Below are 20203 nucleotides of genomic sequence, written 5' to 3' on the forward strand. Positions count from 1 at the left end.
TTGGAGTACATTTAAGAAAGATTGCGGTTAGAGCCTTATTAACGGCAAGAGACTATATTTCTCGTCGGTCCATTCAACAGCGAGATCCGAGTTTGAACGGGTACTATTGGCTTGGAAAGGAAAATGCTCAGCAGTAAAGTCATGATCATTCGTGAGTACAACCCAGTCTGAACTAAAATTATTTTGTAATTGCAAAGTGCTTCTCCATTGAAAAATAGCCTTATCAAAGTAAGCCGAATGGCTTAGCAGCACGGGCATAAGATCAATGTGATTGTTGGATATATGAATAATTAATAGTCCATCTTCCTCTAGTCGTTGCCAATAAATATCAAAAGCCTCTCTGGTAAGGAGATGAGCAGGAATGGCGTCACTGGAAAACGCGTCAACGATGATTGCGTTAAACTTCTGTTTTGAGGCATTCAGTTGTCTGGCAATCGCAATTCTCCCATCGTCAACATTCACCGTTACAGAGCCTCGAGCATTCTTGAGGTAGGAAAAATATTTGTTTGCCATTTCGTAAACGGCTGGATTTAATTCGAAGAAGGTAATGCTGTCGTTCGGGCGAATGTAACTCGCCAGTACGCCAGCGCCCAAGCCGATAACGCCAAGATTAATTGATTCCCTTTGCTGTAAATAATTTACAGCGACAGCAACGCCGCTGGTTTGCTGGTAATAGGAGCTTTCACTCGCGCTTCTTAATTTTAGAGGTTCGGAGCCGTGAACTGTGGTGCCATCTACGAGTCTCCGCTCTGATATATTGCCTGCCGTTACATCTTTAACCGTCACGTATCCATAAAAATTACGTACAGTGGCAACATCATACTGGTCAAAACGGTTTTCAATATACAGGTAGCAAACAAGGAGCGTTGTCAGAACACATATGCCACCAAAGTTCGTAATCATTCTGGTTTTCTGACTAGCCGCTCTCGGGGCGTTACAGATATAGACAATTACCACCAAAAATAACCCCAAAACGTATTCGGTGATTCGCTCAAAGATCAATGTGGCAATGATTGACGAGAACAAGCTGCCTAACGCGCCGCCCATTGCAATAGCCACGTAAAATGTTGTCATGCTATCACTGGTTGGTGCACGGGAACGAAGTTCTCCATGGCAAATAATGCAGCAAACCAATAATATCAAATTGTAAATGATAAGCTGAGAAAGGGTATTAAACTGGCTGCCCAAAAAGTACATAATCAAACCAAAGAAAATGGCAGCGAACAACAGCGGCAACATCTTTTTGCGTTTGTACGTTTTTCTGGAAGAGAAGCAGAACGTGTAACTGGCTAGATAGATTAACAAAGGTAGCAACCACACCAGTGGCATTGGTGGAATATTGATACTCATTAACTGTGTAGTAGCAATAAGCATGATGGAGCTGGTGGCAGACAGCGTAATCCATAACAGAACCTGCTTGCGGCGAACGCCATCTGGCTGTTGAGTTTTATTCTTTACTGGCTTTGTTGGTTCAACGGCATACAGGCTTGCCATAAGAACCAGTTTTAGTATCACTGTAATCACATATAATCCGAACCAATAATGCTTCTGTTCAGACGTTGGCAAATAAGCCTCAAAGAAGAAAGGGTAGCTTACTAACGCAATCAGAGAGGCTAGATTGGAGAACGAATACCAGTGGTAAGGCACCTCAGAATGGCCGGTACGAAAATGCCATTGTTGCAGTAGCACACTGGTGGCTGCCAGCAGAAAAAATGCGAGGCCAATTTCTGAAGTGAGTTTCCCTATTACGGCTAATGCCGGATAGTCATTGTTACTGTTCTGGACAGATTCACCACTAAGCGTGATAAAGGTGGAAAGAAGAAGCAATAAAGCATGGATGATAAACTGTGAGTGGAGTTTAAGTTTACTCAGGCCGTGTGCGTAAAGATATCCAAGAAGTAACACGCATTGGTAGAACAGCATACTCGCAGACCATACTGAAGAACTGCCGCCGAATTCAGGCAATAGGCCCTTCGAAATAATGGGTTGGATCTGAAACAGCAGGAACGCACTGCACAAAATAGGTAGTATAAAAAGAAGTCGTTTCACGGTTAGCAACGTTATTGAAATTATGTTGCGTGAAGCCTCTCTGGTATGTCATTTAGCAGCAATGTAGTCAGGCTTATTTTTTCCTTAAGAAAAGCTTAGTATCTGTTTTTAATGTATTTATGAGATGTAGATGGACAAGTTTCAAATAGGGAAGTTTGATGTTGATGTGAAGCGTTGTCGGATTTCATCGGCAGATCATGTTGCTGTCGTTGAACCCAAAGTGATGGAAGTGCTTCAATATCTGTATCGCAATGCTGGCGAGGTAGTGAGTCATGAACAGCTGTTTAATGCGGTTTGGCCCGGGTCGATATTCAACACCAGTTCAGTGCAGCGTTGCATTGCGTTACTACGCAAAGCGCTCAATGAAGATTCCAGAAATGCCGCGATTGTTGTGACCCATCCTAAGCGAGGATATTCGCTCGAGCTTCCCCAACAATTACCCAAAAAACGCAGAAATTATCATTACGCCTATTCGTTGGCATTCATCGGTCTGTTGGCTCTCGGTGTCGGTTTGTGGCTCGCAATTGCACCTGCACAAGTAAAAATGGATTACGCCAGATTATTGCCATTGAGTTCTAGCGGTGCCAGCGAGTCATTCCATGCTCTCTCTCCTGATGGGCAATTTCTAGCCTTTGTTCGCGAAGGTGAAGTTGAAAGGAAAAATGAGACACAAGGAAATATTTGGCTTAAAGAATTAAATACGGGTAAAGAGCAAAAGCTAACAAACTATGATTCCCACTATTCTAGCTTGGGCTGGAAGCCCGATGGTTCAGCGCTGGCCTTTATGGAAAAAACTGGGGGCTTATCAACCATGTCCTATTTTGCCTTCGACACGTCAACACACAAGGTAATTAGCAAAAACGAGATTGCAAGCTTTCCGGTATTTTACGTAAGCAGCGATAAACTTGAGTGGCATAGCGAAAACCGCGTTTATTTCGTCGAAATGGATATGCGCAATAACGACACATGGCTATCGTACATTGATGTATCTAGCGAAAATAAACAACAGTTGCTGAAAGCGACAGGGCAGGATTGGCTAAAAACGCTGGCCCTCTCCCCTGATGAACAAAGTATCTTGCTGGGTTATGAAATGGGGCAAAATCGTTACCGCATCGATGTACTCGATACCGAAAAATTTCAAGCTGATGTACTTATTGAAATAGAAGACAGCCTTTATGGGCTTAGCTGGCATCCCTCCGGAAAGTCAGCACTTATCAGCAACCGCACAAAGCTTCAGATCGTTGATATGGAGGGTGAATTGTCGGAAGTCGCGTTTAACAATTACAAATTTATTCAGAATGCGCAGTTCGATCCGACAGGACAGGAAATTGTCATGGAGTTGCGTAACGTAGATGTCGATATCTTGCGAAAAACAAAACTCTCTCCGGATACTTTTGAAACCCTGGTTGATACATCTTCACTGGATTTCCTACCGGTATTCTCACCGGATGACAGCCGCTTCGTGTTTGAATCTCACCGCGCAGGGCTTAAACAGTTATTTGTTTATGAACAGGGAATGCAGCGAATGATTTTCTCCAATCCTGACAACGAAGAACTCTTCGGAGTAGTGTGGACGCCCGATGGTGAACGGGTTGTTGCAGCCAGTAGTGAAAAGCTGTTTTATGTTGATGTAGCAACTGGTAATTACACTGAAATAGCCCACGGCCACGCACCATTCGGATTACGCGAGCATTTTAGAAATGAAAACGCGGTATTGGTAACGTACAGAGCGGATGATGGATTAACATTCTACGTAGCAAAGTTGGATCTGGACAGTTTAACACTTACAACATACGAAACCGAAGGTGAGCGGCTGGTATGTTATTCAGCCGCGCTGGGGCCGCAGGGTCAAGTGTATTTTGCCAATAGTAAACAAGTGTTTCGTATCAGCCCTCAGGGTCAAACTGAGAGCGTTTGGATAGCAAAAGAACGAACGATCAGTGGTATTCACATTGCTAACGATGCGCTTTCAATGAAACTGGATAGCGAAGACGGATTTATCCTTCTCTCTGTCGACGTGCAAAGCGGTGCGAGCGAAATTATTCATCAGGGAATGGAAACCGGCGACATGCTGATCAATACGTCGAATGATGAGCAGCAGTTTCTGTATTTGAGTAAACCCGTTAGAACCAGTGAGCTGGTAAAATTGCAATAGCAGAAGGGGAGATTACCTTCCTCCCCTTAATCATTTCACTCGTAGTCCGATGCGTAAGTATCTTCATAGGAATGGGAGTAAAACTCGAACAAGTTGCCGAATGGGTCTTCAAGATACACCATTTGTGCTTGTTTAAGCTCATCATCAGGATGATAGCGGTGGATATCCATACGCACTTTGCCGCCATACGCTTCAACACGCTGAATCGCCGTATTGAACTGTTCCTTGGGTAACTGTACGCAGAAGTGGAAGATACCAAGGCGTGAGAAGTCTACCTGGTGGCGTTCTTCACGGTCTACCATTTCGAACAACTCGACTCCGATCCCGTCGGATGTAACTAGGTGAGCAATATTGAAACCCTTAAAACCTTCGCCGAATACCGCGGTGCACATCCGGCCAATGGCTGATTCTCGCTCTTCGACAACCTTGGTGTTGTTCATCACAATTCTAAAGCTTAACGCGTTGGTGTAGAACTCAACGGCCTTATCCATGTCGCCAACCATAATGCCCACGTGATTCATTTTCATAATGTTCTCCTCAACTAAAACAACATGAGCAAGCGTAAGGAAATTACTTGATTACGTGAAATTATCATTAATAATTAAATTGATAATTATATGTTATGGTCTTTCTATGTTGAATCCGATTTGGTTACACACCTTTATCACGCTGGTGGATACAGGGCATTTTACCCACACGGCAGAAAAGCTGTTTATGACGCAGCCGGGTGTGAGTCAGCATATTAACAAGCTTGAGCAGGCATGCGGCCATGTGTTGATCAAGCGCGAGAATAAATCTTTTGATGTGACTGAGCAGGGCAAACTGGTTTATCGCTATGCAAAGGGGTTGGCCGCGCGGGAACATAGTCTGTTCGAGCAACTTGCTTATGATGATCCTCACGTGGGAGACATCACCATTGCTAGCTCTGGCTCAGTGGCGCTATTGCTTTATCCTCAGTTGGTTGATTTGCAAAGCCGGTACCGACAATTGTCTATTCGGTTTGTTGCCGCGCCAAATCATCAAATACTGCAAGATGTGCAGGATAGTCGCGTGGATATGGGAATTGTAACAGATATTAAAAATTCACAATTATTCGATTCTCATAAACTGGGTGAGGAAGAGCTTTGTTTGGTGGTCCACAAAGAAACCGATTTAAACGTGAATAAAGCTGACTTACTGATGCAAGCCGGCCTGATATCACACCCCGATGCAATACATTATTTGTCGCTTTATTTTAGTCAATGCCAGGAACCATCGCTGTCGAAAATCAATATCAGCAATATACCGGTAGTCGGTGCGGTTAACCAAATTGGCCAGATCTTGCATCCCATTGCACAGGGCATCGGGTTTACGGTGCTTCCGAAAAGTGCGGTCTCAGCATTTCCATTAAACGCGCAGTTGCAGATCGTGCCGCCGGTACGGCCTGTAATCGAAGAGCTCTATCGAATTACAAAAAGAAACAGATTGCTACCAGCACGTTTTGATACCGTCAATCAGGTGATTGAAATGGTTTGGTGAATGTGGCGATTCCCCGTGCTGACGCGCCACTAAATCTCAGTTTTTTCTTTAAACTCACACAAATCTTCAATAATGCAGGAGCCGCAACGGGGTTTGCGAGCGATACAGGTGTACCGGCCATGAAGAATAAGCCAGTGGTGTACATCGACTTTAAATTCTTTGGGGACCACTTTAAGCAGCTTTTCTTCCACTCGGTCTACATTCTTGCCCATGGCGAATTTGGTGCGATTTGATACCCGGAAAATGTGGGTGTCGACAGCAATCGTGGGCCAGCTAAAGGATAATTAAAGTAGCTATTGATTAAACAGAGTGTGGCTGGAGGTGCTGTTTAAGCTTTTCATCCCAATACGGTTCACTATTAAAGTAACTCGAAAAGTAATCAATAAACGCTCTGACTTTAGGTGCTAATTGTCTGGAGCTTGGGTAAACCGCCCAAATAGCGGTTTCAGAAATCAATGGGTATTCGGATAATACTTCTACTAACTCACCATTAATTAATTGTTGATAGGCACTCCAGGTTGAATTGACAGTTATACCTATGCCATATGAGCAAGCGTCACGTATTGCTTCCCCGTTGTCGGTACTAAAGTTGCCGGTGACTTTAATATTTAGCGTTTCATTGCCACCCTTAAATGCCCAATGATCTAAATTTAAGAGGGTTATACAGTTATGATCTCTCAGTTCCATGGGTGAGGCAGGAGAACCATATTTAGATATGTACTCAGGGGACGCACATAAAATCCGTCTATCGTTTACTAGTTTTTTGGCTATTAGTGTTGAGTCTTTTAATTGCGAATTTCGGATGGCAATATCAAAACCGCCTTCTACTAAATCAACTATGGTATCGGACAGTTTTAAATCTATTTTTAGATTAGGGTATTCATTCATAAAGCCTTTCATCGCAGGCAATATATGCATGCGACCAAATGAGGCTGGAGCAGCAACACGCAACGTTCCACTTGGCTTTAAGTTCCCAACTCCCACCGATGCTTCAGCCGCTTCCACGCTAGCAATTACGTCTTCAGCATGATGAAGAAATGCGACGCCATCTTCAGTTAAAGATATCTTTCTTGTTGTTCTATGAAAAAGCCTTACGCCCAAACTTTCTTCCAGCTTTCTAATATGGCTACTCGCCACAGCGGCAGATAAGCCAAGTTCAGCGCCTGCAGAGCTTATGTTGTTTGTAGTGGCTACTCTAACAAATAGCTTTAGATACTCAATATTCATTATAAACTTTTTGTTGAAAGTGATTATTTATTTTGGGCAATTATCAACATCCCCTTTGAAGATTATACTCGTTTTAGCTTAAACATGAACAGAGCGTAACCGGAGAGTCAAAATGAGAGCAATGGTAGTTAACAAATTTGGTGGACCAGAGGTATTTGAACTTAAACATGTCGGCAAACCAGAAGTGAAACCGATGCATGTGTTGGTGAATATAAAAGCCACAAGTGTGAATACCGTGGACACAATGATCCGTCAAATGGGCAGCGAGTTACCTTTGTCCCCTTCAGCGCCTGCTATTTTGGGAATGGATTTCGCCGGAATAGTAGAAGAAGTGGGCGATGGCGTGACAGATTTCAAAATAGGAGATGAAGTGTATGGGTGTGCTGGTGGGCTTGCTGATCTGCCCGGGACATTAGCAGAATATATCGCTGCGGATTTTCGACTTATAGCTAAAAAGCCAGGGAATTTATCCATGGAACAAGCTGCCGCACTGCCATTAGTGGGTATTACTGCTTATGAAGGGCTAACCCGTGCGGGTGTTAAACAAGGCCAAAAAGTGCTGGTGCATGGTGGCTCAGGAGGTGTTGGTCACGTAGCGCTTCAACTTGCAAAATATTTTGGCGCTGAGGTTTATTCAACAGGAGGGGGAGATGCGCAGCTAGCTCTTATCAGTAAGTTAGGAGCCACCGCTATAAATTATAAAACAGAAGACGTAGCCGAATATGTAGAAAAATATACTAAAGGAATTGGCTATGATGTTGTATTCGACTCGGTTGGTGGTGAAAACATGCTGAACTCGTTTGAGGCGACTGCTTTAAACGGACACATTGCCACAACTGTTGCAATGCTTGACTTAGATTTATCGTTAGCTCATTTCAAAGGTTTGTCTTTGCATGTGGTATTTATGCTGATACCTATGCTCCACAATGTAAATCGGGAAGATCACTCTGACATACTTAAGGAGCTAGCCCGAATTGTTGAAGCGGGAGAGCTTGAAGTTGTTCTGGACAGTCAATCATTTTCACTAAATGAAGCGGGAAAAGCACATGAACGATTATCTAGTGGAAAAGCCATGGGCAAAGTTGTGATCAGCGTGTGAAGAGGGATGAAATGAAAACCATATTAATCACAGGTGCGACAGATGGCATTGGTCTAGAAACCGCGCAGATATTGGCTGGTTTAGGACACAACCTGGTTATTCACGGACGAAATGCAGACAAGCTGAAAAAGACTCACAAATTGCTATTAGAGATTGCTCCAAATATTGAAATAGACACTTATAAGGCTGACCTCTCAGACTTTTATCAAGTGGCGCAGTTAGTGGACAATATAAAAAAATGTCATCAATCGCTAGATATTATTATCAACAATGCAGGCGTATTCAAGACGGATAAGCCTGTTAGCGGTGTCGGGGTGGATGTAAGGTTTGTCGTTAATACGATTAGCCCTTTCATCATCACCAAAGGGTTACTGCCAGTGCTAAAAGATAATGGGAGAATTATTAATTTGTCATCTGCTGCACAAGCGCCGGTCAACCTCGAAGCTATGCGAGGGAGTTTGACGATTACAGATGACTTTCAGGCTTATGCTCAAAGTAAATTGGCCATTACTATATGGTCACAAGAGTTAGCCCATGAACTAAAGTCAGACCAGGTTGTATTAGCGGTTAACCCCGGTTCATTATTGGCTAGTAAAATGGTTAAAGAAGGTTTTGGTTTGGCAGGAAACGATATCGGGATCGGTGCTGAAATATTAGTTAAAGCATCGCTCTCTGATAAGTTTGCAGAAAGCTCCGGCCGGTATTTCGATAACGATTCTAAAACGTTTTCAGTGCCTCACGTTGATGCTGCAAATTCAGAGAAGAATAAAGCGTTAATGACAATTTTGGAAAGCTTCTACACCCAATTTGGATAAAACTACCCGGTTTTATCCTTAAACTCACACAAGTCTTCAATAATACAGGAACCGCAGCGGGGTTTGCGGGCGATACAGGTATAACGGCCGTGCAGGATCAGCCAGTGGTGAACGTCGACCTTAAATTCTTTTGGGACCACTTTAAGCAGCTTTTCTTCCACTCGGTCTACATTCTTGCCCATGGCGAATTTGGTGCGATTGGATACCCGGAAAATGTGGGTGTCGACAGCAATCGTGGGCCAGCCGAAGGCGGTATTGAGCACCACATTAGCGGTTTTTCTACCAACGCCAGGTAATGCCTCTAGCGCTTCGCGGCTTTCTGGCACTTCACCGTTGTGTTTCTCAACGATAATTTTACTGAGCTTGTGTACGTTCTCGGCTTTCGCATTGTACAGGCCGATGGTTTTAATGTATTCCTTTAAGCCATCTACACCTAAATCAGCAATGGCTTGTGGCGTATTGGCGACGGGGAATAGCTTAGCTGTGGCCTTATTCACGCCCACGTCTGTAGCCTGTGCAGACAGGGTTACCGCAACCAGCAATTCAAATGGCGTAGTAAAATTGAGTTCGGTGGTCGGGTGGGGATTCGCATCCCGCAGGCGGGTGAGTATTTCCCGTCTTTTTGTATTATTCATAGCGCAACATTAACTTTCAGCGGTTACCCTGATACGGGTAACGGTTTTCGTTTCAGGCTGTTGTCTCGCGGCCAGGCGAGCATCGATAACATTCTTCACGGCAATCAGTAATCCCATGCCAAGAAAGGCACCTGGCGGCAGTATAGCCAATAAAAATGGCTGCTCTGTATCAAACAACGTGATGGTCCAGTTAGTCGCAATACTGCCAAAAAGCCGATCTGCACCGGCAAGCAGCGTGCCTGAGCCCAACGCCTCTCGCATGCCGCCTAAAACCATTAGCACGGCAGTAAAACCGGCGCCCATCATCAGCCCATCTACCGCTGCAGGCAGAACCGCATTTTTCGACGCATAGGCTTCGGCACGGCCGATGATGGCGCAGTTGGTTACGATGAGCGGAATAAAGATACCCAGTGTGAGATAAAGCTCGTAGGTAAACGCATTCATTAATAACTGAACAATGGTCACAAATGCGGCAATGACCATGACAAATACCGGGATACGGATTTCGTTACGCACGATGTTGCGTACCAGGCTCACGGTAACATTTGAACCAATGAGCACCAGCATGGTGGCAAGACCAAGCCCCAGGCCATTAATAACGGTAGCGGTCACCGCCAATAAAGGGCATAAGCCCAGTAGCTGCACTAGCGCTGGATTATTTTTCCACAGACCTTCAACGGTGAGCTCTTTTAATTCGCTCATTTTGCGTCTCCTGTCGGTACGGCACAATTAGATGGGGCCGAAAATAGCATTTCTTGATTGGCTTTCACGTACAATAATGAGGCTTTCACGGCGCCAACAACGGCCCGGGGCGTAATGGTAGCACCGGTGAATTGATCGAATTCGCCACCGTCTTTTTTCACTCGCCATTTTCCAAGATTATCAGCCTCAAAATGTTCACCATTGAAGCTGGTGATCCAATTGCTTACCGCCAGTTCAATTTTGTCGCCTAACCCGGGTGTTTCCTGATGTTCCACCGCACGCACACCGAGTACAGTGAGTTCAGTATTCACACCAATTACCAAATCGATGTCACCGCTATATCCGTCTGGTGCGGTGGCTTCAATAACAAGAGCTGAGGGAACGCCATTTAGTCGGCCACGATACACGCGGTGCTGACTATCAGCGTTACCCAGCATGGGATCTGACACAATTGTACAGTCGGCATACAGTTCATTGTCATGGGTGGCCGGAGGCACAACTTCATTAAGGATAGACAGCAAACGCTGTTGTCTTTGCTGTTCAATGCGCGTTTCAGTGCCGTAAAACGTGACACCGATGAGACCTGTTGTTACCAGCGCAAACGCGCCAAGCATTACCCCATTTTTAAGTATGGTGTTCATTATTGCTTACCCCGCGAATAGCCATAAGTGCGCGGACGGGTATAGTAATCGATGAGCGGTACTGCCATGTTCATGATGATCACGGCAAAAGCCACGGCATCCGGGTAACCTCCGAAAGTACGGATTATTACTATCCAGAAACCAATCATAGCGCCGAAAACCAGACGACCTTTTTGTGTTGTAGACGCTGATACCGGGTCGGTGGCGATAAAAAATGCACCGAATAACAAGCTACCGTTGAGTAAATGAAACAACGGCGATGCGTAAATGTCTGGATTAATGAGGTGCATGAGCAGTGCACAAATGATGACGCTTAGCATCATGCTACCGGGAATATGCCAACTGATCACTTTCAGCCGCAATAACAGCAAGCCGCCTAGCGCGTACGCGAGGCCAACCCATGACCAACCCGCGGCGGCACTGTCTGCAACACCGCTATTGAACAACCCCGAATTTAGTAATTCAGAATAGGTTTGTGACTGCGTTAAACCCGTTTTAACGTAATCGAGAGGGGTGGCCGACGTGATGCCGTCTATCGTTGTTTTTACCTGCGTAATATCCATTCCATCCACGGAGAAGCCGGTAAAAATCAAACTTAACGTGTCAGCAAAATTCAGTTGTGTTGCCTGTAACGAGACCGGGGGAAGCCACTGCGTCATTGCCGCCGGGAAAGACACCAGCAACACAACGTATGCAATCATTGCCGGGTTAAAGAGGTTGTAACCCAGTCCACCATAAAGTTGCTTCACGATGGCAATGGCAAAGAAGGTGCCAATCACTGTCATCCACCAAGGTAAGGTGGGAGGAATACTCACTGCCAGTAAACAGGCTGTGAGTACAGCGCTGTAATCGCTGAGGTTGCGTATAACGGATTTATTCCGCAACGCGAGAATAGCGGCCTCGGTTACAATCGCGGTAATAAGGGCAATAGCAGCCTGAATCATTACACCCCAGCCAAAAAAGTACAGTTGACAGGCAAAGCCTGGCAGCATGGCATAGAGCACCAGACGCATCACCTGTCCGGTATCCCGTTTGGCGCGTAGGTGAGGGGAGCTAGATAAGGTTAATTTCATTAGGCTTTATTCTCGTTTTCTTTCTGTGCCTTCTTGGCCTTTGCCTTGGCGACTGCGGCGGCGATACGCTTTTTCTTTGCCTCTGCGGCGCTGTCTTCAGCACTTACATCAGGATTATGTGGCACAGGAGCCTGCTCACTTTCTTCTACCGGTTTCGTTGCTGGTGCTGAAGTGTCTGACTGAGGTGCGGATTGCTGTTCGGCCTCTCTCGCCGCTTTCTTCGCCTTGGCACGGGCAACAGCGGCGGCCACCGCGGCCTTTTTATCGCTAACTTCATTATTAGGCGCAGGGCTGGCTTCTGGCTGCGGCGTGGAATCTTTCTGCTGTTGAACAGCTTCAGCTGCGGGCGAGCCAGCCTCCCGCGCGGCCTTTTTGGCTTTGGCGCGTGCGACGGCGGCAGCCACGGCCGCTTTACGATCGTTCGCTGGTGCTGGCGCTGGTGAATCTGCGGGAGTCACAACTTGGTCAGAAGGGGTCTCTGCTGTTTCAGCATTCTGCGCAGCCTTTTTCGCTTTTGCCCTTGCAATAGCGGCGGCAACGGCTGCTTTCTTATCACCAGCGGGCTTCTCACTGGCCTGGGTCGCGTCCGCTGTTGTTGCTTCCGCTTTTTCTACGGAAGCTTTTTCGCCTGTCGCTTGAGCAGCCTGTGCGGCCTTTCTCGCTTTTGCCCGAGCCAGTGCAGCGGCGACTTTATCTTTCGCCGGATCGGCTGTTGCATCGGCCGCTTTTCTCGCTGGCTTTTCAGCCGCGGCTAATCTGGCTTCTTTAGCTTTGCGATGCTTCTCTTCTCGCTCTGCTTTTTCTTGTTCAAGCCGGGCTTTACGGGCTTCAAAACGCTCTTTGGCTTTTTCCGATTTTGCTTTTTCGTCGAGTTCGAGGCGAATATCGGCCTTTGCTTTACGGTAATAATGCACCAGTGGAATTTCACTGGGACACACATAGGCGCAGGCACCACATTCAATACAGTCGAAAAGATTGTATTCCTGAGTTTTGTCGTATTCGCGGGCCTTACTGTGCCAATATAATTGCTGGGGCAATAAGGTTGCAGGGCAGGCATCGGCACAAGCGCTACAGCGAATACATGCCCGTTCGTCTTCGCCTTGCGTCAGTTCATGGGTTTCAGGAACCAGTAGGCAATTGGTGATTTTAACCACTGGCACTGCTGCGTCATTTAGGGTAAAGCCCATCATTGGCCCGCCCATAATCACTTGCGGTGTTTTTTGTTTATCCGCTAAATACCCCGCCAGAGACAATAAATGATTCACTGGCGTACCAAGGCGGGTACGGTAGTTGCCAGGGCGTTTTACTGCTTTACCCGTTACCGTGACAATCCGTTCAATGAGTGGCTTGCCAAATGAAATGGCATCATTGATTGCATGACAAGTACCTACGTTGAACATGGTAACGCCAATATCCAGCGGCAGGCCTTTTCGTGGTACTTCACGGCCTGTCACCACTTGAATAAGTTGCTTCTCGCCGCCAGCCGGATACTTTGTCTCGATGCTCACTACTCGGACATGAGGGCGTGAAACCACCTGTTTTCGAATGGCGTCCAGTGCTTCTGGCTTGTTATCTTCAATAGCAAAAACCACACATTTAGGTTTTAGCAAATAGCTGAGGATATCGATGCCAGAGAGAATACTTTCTGCATGCTCTCGCATTAGGCGATCATCAGAGGTGATGTAGGGCTCACACTCCGCACCGTTGATAATGAGGAATTCAACCTCGTTATTCGCTGATGCTTTGATATGAGTGGGGAAACCTGCACCGCCCATACCTGAAATTCCTGCGTCGCAAAGCTTTTCAATCAGGGCTGTTTTATCAAGCGCGGTGTAATCGTCGCATGGGGAAAGTGGTGCCCAGATGTCCTGGCCATCGGCTTTCAGCACCATGCAAAGTTCGTTTAGACCACTGGGGTGCGCGGTAACATGCTGCGTAATGTCGGTAACAACACCGGAAGTCGGTGCGTGTACCGGTACGGAAAAAGGCTGATTACTTTGCGTAAGGGGTTGGCCTTTCATGACCTTATCGCCCGCACGCACAAGCAGGGTACCGTCTGTCCCAATATGCTGTCGTACGGGAATAACAAATTCGTTTGCTAGCGGCAGATCGGCAATCTGTGTCTGATTCGACAGCGCTTTGTGGTCCTGAGGATGAACACCCCCTGGAAAAGTGGCAAGTTGGCCTTTATCCAGTCGTGAAACGACGTCTTCAAATTCCGGGAACATCACGCTTAAGACACCATCTTTATCGGAATATCGCCCTTAGGCGTTTTATCAAAATCCCATTTCCAGGACGCTGGTGTTACCTCCACAGGTAACATATCAATACAGTCTACCGGACAGGGATCAACGCATAAGTCACAGCCTGTACATTCTTGGGTTAATACGGTATGCATTTGCTTCGCAGCACCCAGGATGGCATCAACGGGGCAGGCTTGAATACATTTCGTGCAGCCAATGCATTCGTCTTCGCGAATAAAGGCGACTTTTTTAACGTCTTCCTCGCCATGAGCAGCATCCAGTGGCTTCGCTTCTTTACCCGTTAAATCGGCAAGTTTTTTGATGGTTGATTCACCACCTGGTGGACATTTATTGATGTCATCACCATTGGCAATCGCTTCGGCATACGGGCGGCAGCCGGGATAACCACATTGGCCGCATTGCGTCTGCGGGAGTACTTCATCGATTTGTTCTACTAGCGGATCGGCTTCTACTTTGAATCGAATGCTTGCATAGCCAAGTAACAAGCCAAATGCAGCGGCTAAGACGCCTATGGCGATAAGGGCAATAGATACTGTCATTATAGTTTCACCAGACCGGTAAAGCCCATGAATGCTAACGACATTAACCCAGCGGTAACCATCGCTATTGACGCACCTTTGAACGCTACCGGTACATCTGCAGCGGCGAGGCGTTCACGCATGGCTGCGAATAAAATAAGTACCAGCGAAAAGCCAACGGATGCGCCGAAGCCATATATTAAGCTTTCTACAAAGTTATGTTGTTCGGTGAGGTTTAACAAAGCGACACCTAATACTGCACAATTGGTAGTGATAAGCGGGAGAAAAATACCGAGCAGGCGATACAAGGTGGGGCTGGTTTTGTGCACCACCATTTCTGTGAACTGCACCACTACAGCAATTACCAAAATAAAGGCAAGGGTGCGAAGATAGCCAATTCCTAATGGTGCTAGCAGGTAAGTTTCTACGAGGTAACTGGTTACGGAGGCAAGCGTAAGAACAAAGGAGGTGGCCATCGCCATACCAATAGCGGTTTCTAGCTTGCCAGACACACCCATGAACGGGCAGAGACCCAGGAATTTAACCAGAACGAAATTGTTTACAAGTACTGTGCCCACTAAGAGCAACAAGAAATCTGTCATAGTAAAGTTGCGGACGCGAATCTATGGTTTGAAATAAAACACTCAGGCTACTGCCTGTCAGGTGGCGTATTATCGCTTTTTGTCGCGTGATTAACAACTTAATACAAAAGAATAATGGTAATCTTAAAATGAATAATTTGAGAGAATTTAAAGAGGGGAGGGAATTATAAATCGAATTAAGAGAAATTTGGCTCCCCCTCCCCGACTCGAACGGGGGACCTGCGGATTAACAGTCCGTCGCTCTAACCAACTGAGCTAAGGGGGAACCGAAATTGACATTGAAAAGTTGGCTCCCCCTCCCCGACTCGAACGGGGGACCTGCGGATTAACAGTCCGTCGCTCTAACCAACTGAGCTAAGGGGGACCTGCCTTTCAACGGGGCGGAATATTAATGACGTAATCGGTTACTGTCAACAAACGTTTTGAAGATTTTTTACTGTTCGCTCAAAAAATAACTTTTTTAATGCTTTTCAGTCAAAAAAGCATCAAAGCGATTAAAAAACGCACTTGAAGAAACCCAGTTAAGGTAGGTTGTTGAAAATAAAGTCAGAATTTTGACAAGGCAAAGTCTAAAAATATTGGATTAAATGCTTATAACTATTTTTTAGTCATAAGTATGAAATGAATATGAAAAAGACTTTGACTACTGTATTAAAGTACAGTTATTAATAGAAGTGTAACGTTGTTCAGGCAATTCTAAGGTTAGTCTTCACTTACATAAAATGATGCGGGATCGGCACAAATACCCGAGAATACTGGCCTTTAGCCAGTTATCCACTAAATCTGTGGATAACTATGTTGATAGGTGTGCTTTTAGTTTAATTATTCAGCGATTGTTGTGCTTAATTAAGCCTGGTGTCTTACGCGGATATCTTGGTATTTTATTTATTATCAATGGCTTACTTTAAAAGATCTAAGTGCGTAGACTATTTGATCTGATTTGTACAGACATTGACAAACTTGTGTGTTAATTCGCTAGTCGCGCTTAATAAGCCATCAGTATTTTGACACCTGAGCATAAACTTAACGCTAATTTAACATTTTGTACGATTCAACCGTTTACGGTTTATCGGGATAATCGGGTCAAAAGCCTGACTAGCACTGTCAAAATGCTGTCATCTGAGTGTCACAGAATTACAAACCGAGATCTCATACGATTGTTGTAGTAATAAAGGTAACTTTTGCCGCTTAACCCCGCCGCTGGGAAGATACGATGCTCTGAGAAGATTAAACCTCTATGCCGATTGTATCACCCATACGAAACCTGGCATTTAGAGACATCACGATGGCGTATATAAACAGTGACTGATTAAATCCCATATAGTCGTGCAAGCGGGGAGGCAGTCAAGTAAACTGAATGGCTAACTGCTCTAACACCATTAATCCTTCTGGATTGATTTTTATTGAGACTGATGTGACAGATTCGAAAAAAAATGTGCGTGCTACAAGTTTAACAGAAGGTGATGTTGGCACCATTTTGAAGCGCATGACCATTCCGATGATTCTGGGAATGATCATGATGATGAGCTTCGGCTTGGTGGATACCTTCTTTGTCAGTTTGCTGGGAACGGAGCCCCTGGCAGCAATTAGTTTTACTTTTCCGGTAACGTTTACCGTGATTAGTTTGAATATTGGCTTAGGCATTGGAACCTCCGCCATAATCGGTAAGCTTCAGGGCAGCGGCAACCTGGAAGAATCTAGGGAATATGCGACTAGCTCACTGATGTTGTCATTTTCATTGGTCGGCGGGTTAGCCCTTATCGGTTATCTTACCATCGATCCTATCTTTGCCTTACTTAATGCCGATGCGTCGTTAATGCCACTCATTCACGACTATATGACATTATGGTATCTCTCCAGCGTGTTTCTGGCTTTGCCGATGGTGGGTAACAGTGTATTACGCGCCAGTGGCGATACCCGTACGCCGAGTATTCTAATGGCTGTAGGAGGCGGACTTAACGCTGCACTTGATCCTATCTTTATCTTTGGGGTTGGCCCCATTCCGGCCATGGGAATAGAGGGAGCTGCTTTGGCAACCTTACTCGCCTGGATTGTGGGAGCAGTATGGATTATTTGGTATTTGGCGGTAAGAAAACAGTTAATGGTGCCGCGCTTGCTTACGTTCAGTGAATTAAAGAAAAGCGCGCTGCCGGTTTTACGTATAGGTTTGCCTGCTGCCGGGGCTAACATGTTAACCCCCATTGCCGGTGGTGTAATGACGGCGGTGGTGGCAAATTATGGTGCTGAGGCAGTGGCTGCATGGGGAGTAGGTAATCGGCTCGAATCGATAGCCTCTATTGTCATTTTGGCATTATCAATGACGCTGCCGCCCATTATCAGCCAAAACGTGGGAGCCAGTTTATATGACAGGGTGGAAGCGTCTTATCGCCTGACACTGAAATTTGTCGTTTTCTGGCAATTGCTGGTGTTCGCTATTCTGTGGCTTTTATCGGACTGGATCGCTACCTCGTTTGCCGAAGAAGCAGAAGTGGCATCTTTAATTCACTTATTTTTAATGATTGTACCGTTGGGATATGGCTTTCAAGGCATCATTATATTAACGAATTCATCATTAAACGCGATGCACCGCCCGATGGCGGCGTTGGTGCTCAGTTTCATCCGATTATTTATCTTCTACGTACCAGTATCCTATGCGGCCAGCCTGTTCTTCGGACTCAATGGCCTATTCTGGGGCGTAGTGGTTGCCAATCTGTGTATGGCAACGGTGTCCTATATTTATTTCAACCGGGCGTTGTCTGAACATCGTCAGGAACCAGGAGAGCAAACAGCATAATGAGTAGAGGCTTTGAACTGCAATCCAAATATCAGCCAGCGGGCGACCAGCCAAAAGCGATAGAAGCGCTGGTTGATGGGCTTGAAAGCGGCCTGGCGAGTCAGACATTATTGGGGGTGACTGGCTCCGGTAAAACCTTCACCATGGCCAACGTCATTCAGGATGTGCAGCGTCCTACGCTCATTCTTGCTCACAACAAAACGCTGGCAGCACAGTTATATGGCGAAATGAAAGAGTTTTTCCCCAATAACGCGGTGGAATATTTTGTTTCGTATTACGATTATTATCAGCCAGAAGCTTATGTGCCGAGTACCGATACTTTCATTGAGAAAGATGCTTCGATAAATGATCACATTGAGCAAATGCGGCTATCTGCTACTAAGGCGCTAATGGAGCGTCGAGACGTAGTTATTGTGGCCAGTGTGTCGGCCATTTATGGCTTGGGCGACCCCGAATCCTATATGAAAATGTTGTTGCACCTGCGCCAGGGTGACACCATGGATCAGCGTGACATTCTGCGTCGTTTGGCAGAGTTGCAATATAAGCGCAATGATTTGGCGTTTGAACGAGGTACATTCCGCGTGCGCGGTGATGTGATTGATATCTTCCCGGCAGATTCTGAGAAGCAGGCGGTGCGGGTTGAGTTGTTTGATAGCGAAATCGAGAAAATCAGCTTGTTTGATCCGCTCACCGGCGCGGTGGATAAATCCGTGGTACGGGCAACGGTATTTCCGAAAACCCATTATGTGACACCCAGAGAAAAAATCCTCAATGCCATTGAAGATATCAAAGAAGAACTGAAAGGGCGCAAAGCGCAGTTACTGGAGAGTAATAAGTTACTAGAGGAACAACGGATTTCTCAACGTACTCAGTTCGATGTAGAAATGATGATGGAATTGGGTTATTGCTCGGGTATTGAAAACTACTCACGTTACCTCTCGGGTCGTGCGCCGGGCGAGCCGCCTCCTACCTTGTTGGATTATTTTCCTGCCGATGGTTTGATGTTTATCGACGAGTCACACGTAACCGTATCGCAGATTGGCGCTATGTATAAAGGCGACCGCTCGCGAAAAGAAACGCTGGTTGAATTCGGCTTTCGTTTGCCTTCGGCCCTGGATAACCGGCCACTGAAGTTCGAAGAATTTGAACAGATCTCCCCGCAAACGATTTACGTGTCTGCCACCCCGGGTGATTATGAACTGAAAAAATCCGACGGCGAGATTGTCGAGCAGGTAGTACGTCCTACCGGTTTGCTAGACCCAATCATTGAGGTGCGCCCTGTAGCGACACAGGTAGACGACGTTTTATCTGAAATCCATAAACGTGTGGCGCTAGACGAACGCGTGTTGATCACCACGTTGACGAAACGGATGGCGGAAGATTTGAGTGAATACCTGAATGAACACGGCGTTAAAGTACGATATCTGCATTCAGATATCGACACCGTTGAACGTATCGAGATCATCCGCGATTTGCGTTTAGGGAAATTCGACGTACTGGTTGGTATCAACCTGTTACGGGAAGGTTTGGATATGCCAGAGGTTTCTCTGGTGGCTATTTTAGATGCCGACAAAGAAGGTTTCCTGCGTGCAGAGCGCTCGCTGATCCAGACTATCGGTCGCGCAGCTCGACACGTTAATGGTAAGGCTATCATGTACGCGGACGTGATCACCAAGTCGATGAAAAAAGCCATCGACGAAACCGATCGTCGCCGTGCAAAGCAACAAGCACACAACAAAGCTCATGGGTTAACGCCTCAGCGGCTGAACAAACCCATCACTGATATTATGGATCTCGGTGGTGACGGTGCCCATCCTGCTTCTGGTAAAGTTAAACTGCGCAAAGTTGCAGAGAAGAAGAAAGAGCTGCAGGCTGCCAGTGCCACCGACTTGATGTCTCAAATTGCAGATTTGGAGAAGAAAATGTTCGAATATGCGCGAGAGCTTGAGTTCGAAAAAGCCGCGTCGACCCGGGATGAAATTGAGACCTTGCGTAAACAAGTCGTCGCCATTTCTTAAGGGTTTTATCCTTCCTACACGCCCTTATAAACCGCTTTTTATGTTTCAGTTTGATTAAAAAGCGGTTTATCGCTAAGAAACTTGCAAAATAGC

At 46.0% G+C, this 20203-nt stretch carries 16 protein-coding genes, 2 tRNA genes and 1 pseudogene; 6 read left to right on the forward strand and 13 right to left on the reverse strand.

Annotation, left to right across the window (positions count from 1 at the left end; genetic code table 11):
* Positions 1–27: 27 nt before the first annotated feature.
* Positions 28–1965, reverse strand: coding sequence for a fused MFS/spermidine synthase (locus ACXAFQ_RS02180; RefSeq protein ID WP_474817944.1), 1938 nt, complete (start codon positions 1963–1965; stop codon positions 28–30).
* 214 nt (positions 1966–2179) lie between these two features.
* Here ACXAFQ_RS02180 and ACXAFQ_RS02185 point away from each other — a divergent pair, with 214 nt between their 5' ends.
* On the forward strand, positions 2180–4204 hold the full coding sequence (locus ACXAFQ_RS02185) for a winged helix-turn-helix domain-containing protein (RefSeq protein WP_474817946.1): 2025 nt from the start codon (positions 2180–2182) through the stop codon (positions 4202–4204).
* A 35-nt stretch (positions 4205–4239) separates the two neighbouring features.
* Here ACXAFQ_RS02185 and ACXAFQ_RS02190 read toward each other — a convergent pair whose 3' ends face one another.
* Positions 4240–4731 carry a VOC family protein gene (locus tag ACXAFQ_RS02190; RefSeq protein ID WP_474817947.1) on the reverse strand — a complete coding sequence of 164 codons (492 nt, stop codon included), beginning with the start codon at positions 4729–4731 and terminating at the stop codon, positions 4240–4242.
* Positions 4732–4837: 106 nt separating this feature from the next.
* Between ACXAFQ_RS02190 and ACXAFQ_RS02195 the strand changes: the two genes are divergently transcribed.
* On the forward strand, positions 4838–5722 hold the full coding sequence (locus ACXAFQ_RS02195) for a LysR family transcriptional regulator (protein WP_474817949.1): 885 nt from the start codon (positions 4838–4840) through the stop codon (positions 5720–5722).
* A gap of 29 nt (positions 5723–5751) precedes the next feature.
* On the opposite strand, the pseudogene ACXAFQ_RS02200 reads toward ACXAFQ_RS02195, so the two are convergent.
* Both ACXAFQ_RS02200 and ACXAFQ_RS02205 read right to left on the reverse strand, forming a co-directional pair.
* Positions 5752–6003, reverse strand: a pseudogene (locus ACXAFQ_RS02200) (endonuclease III); the annotation flags it as partial.
* Between the two features lie 19 nt (positions 6004–6022).
* Positions 6023–6949, reverse strand: a complete 927-nt coding sequence (locus ACXAFQ_RS02205) for a LysR family transcriptional regulator (RefSeq protein ID WP_474817950.1) — start codon at positions 6947–6949, stop codon at positions 6023–6025.
* A 112-nt stretch (positions 6950–7061) separates the two neighbouring features.
* On the opposite strand from ACXAFQ_RS02205, the gene ACXAFQ_RS02210 reads away from it, so the two are divergent.
* Positions 7062–8048, forward strand: a complete 987-nt coding sequence (locus ACXAFQ_RS02210) for a zinc-dependent alcohol dehydrogenase family protein (RefSeq protein WP_474817951.1) — start codon at positions 7062–7064, stop codon at positions 8046–8048.
* An 11-nt stretch (positions 8049–8059) separates the two neighbouring features.
* The gene (locus ACXAFQ_RS02215; protein ID WP_474817952.1) at positions 8060–8863 is read left to right on the forward strand and encodes an SDR family NAD(P)-dependent oxidoreductase; all 804 of its coding nucleotides are present in this window, start codon (positions 8060–8062) and stop codon (positions 8861–8863) included.
* 2 nt (positions 8864–8865) lie between these two features.
* Here the strand turns inward: ACXAFQ_RS02215 and nth are convergent, their stop codons facing one another.
* The 9 genes from nth to ACXAFQ_RS02260 all read right to left on the reverse strand — a co-directional run bounded on the left by nth (position 8866) and on the right by ACXAFQ_RS02260 (position 15662).
* The gene (nth, locus tag ACXAFQ_RS02220) at positions 8866–9498 is read right to left on the reverse strand and encodes an endonuclease III (protein WP_474817953.1); all 633 of its coding nucleotides are present in this window, start codon (positions 9496–9498) and stop codon (positions 8866–8868) included.
* A 9-nt stretch (positions 9499–9507) separates the two neighbouring features.
* Positions 9508–10200 carry an electron transport complex subunit E gene (locus ACXAFQ_RS02225; protein WP_070123653.1) on the reverse strand — a complete coding sequence of 231 codons (693 nt, stop codon included), beginning with the start codon at positions 10198–10200 and terminating at the stop codon, positions 9508–9510.
* The gene (gene rsxG / locus ACXAFQ_RS02230) at positions 10197–10841 is read right to left on the reverse strand and encodes an electron transport complex subunit RsxG (RefSeq protein WP_474817954.1); all 645 of its coding nucleotides are present in this window, start codon (positions 10839–10841) and stop codon (positions 10197–10199) included. Before rsxG ends, ACXAFQ_RS02225 begins: the two co-directional genes overlap by 4 nt.
* On the reverse strand, positions 10841–11914 hold the full coding sequence (rsxD, locus tag ACXAFQ_RS02235; protein WP_474817955.1) for an electron transport complex subunit RsxD: 1074 nt from the start codon (positions 11912–11914) through the stop codon (positions 10841–10843). The genes rsxG and rsxD overlap by 1 nt, the downstream gene beginning before the upstream one ends.
* Positions 11914–14142 (reverse strand): electron transport complex subunit RsxC, encoded by a 2229-nt coding sequence (gene rsxC / locus ACXAFQ_RS02240; protein ID WP_474818398.1) that lies wholly within the window; start codon positions 14140–14142, stop codon positions 11914–11916. The genes rsxD and rsxC overlap by 1 nt, the downstream gene beginning before the upstream one ends.
* A gap of 5 nt (positions 14143–14147) precedes the next feature.
* Positions 14148–14717, reverse strand: coding sequence for an electron transport complex subunit RsxB (rsxB, locus tag ACXAFQ_RS02245; RefSeq protein WP_474817956.1), 570 nt, complete (start codon positions 14715–14717; stop codon positions 14148–14150).
* Positions 14717–15298: an electron transport complex subunit RsxA gene (gene rsxA, locus ACXAFQ_RS02250; protein WP_070123658.1), complete on the reverse strand. Its 582-nt coding sequence runs from the start codon at positions 15296–15298 to the stop codon at positions 14717–14719. Before rsxA ends, rsxB begins: the two co-directional genes overlap by 1 nt.
* A gap of 188 nt (positions 15299–15486) precedes the next feature.
* A tRNA-Asn gene (locus tag ACXAFQ_RS02255) sits at positions 15487–15563 on the reverse strand.
* Between the two features lie 22 nt (positions 15564–15585).
* A tRNA-Asn gene (locus ACXAFQ_RS02260) sits at positions 15586–15662 on the reverse strand.
* Positions 15663–16784: 1122 nt separating this feature from the next.
* On the opposite strand from ACXAFQ_RS02260, the gene ACXAFQ_RS02265 reads away from it, so the two are divergent.
* A complete protein-coding gene (locus ACXAFQ_RS02265; RefSeq protein WP_474818400.1) occupies positions 16785–18092 on the forward strand; it encodes an MATE family efflux transporter in 1308 nt (435 codons plus the stop codon).
* Positions 18092–20110 carry an excinuclease ABC subunit UvrB gene (gene uvrB / locus ACXAFQ_RS02270; RefSeq protein ID WP_474817957.1) on the forward strand — a complete coding sequence of 673 codons (2019 nt, stop codon included), beginning with the start codon at positions 18092–18094 and terminating at the stop codon, positions 20108–20110. The genes ACXAFQ_RS02265 and uvrB overlap by 1 nt, the downstream gene beginning before the upstream one ends.
* Positions 20111–20203 lie beyond the last annotated feature (93 nt).

Source organism: Alteromonas sp. ABH2_165, from assembly GCF_056159945.1.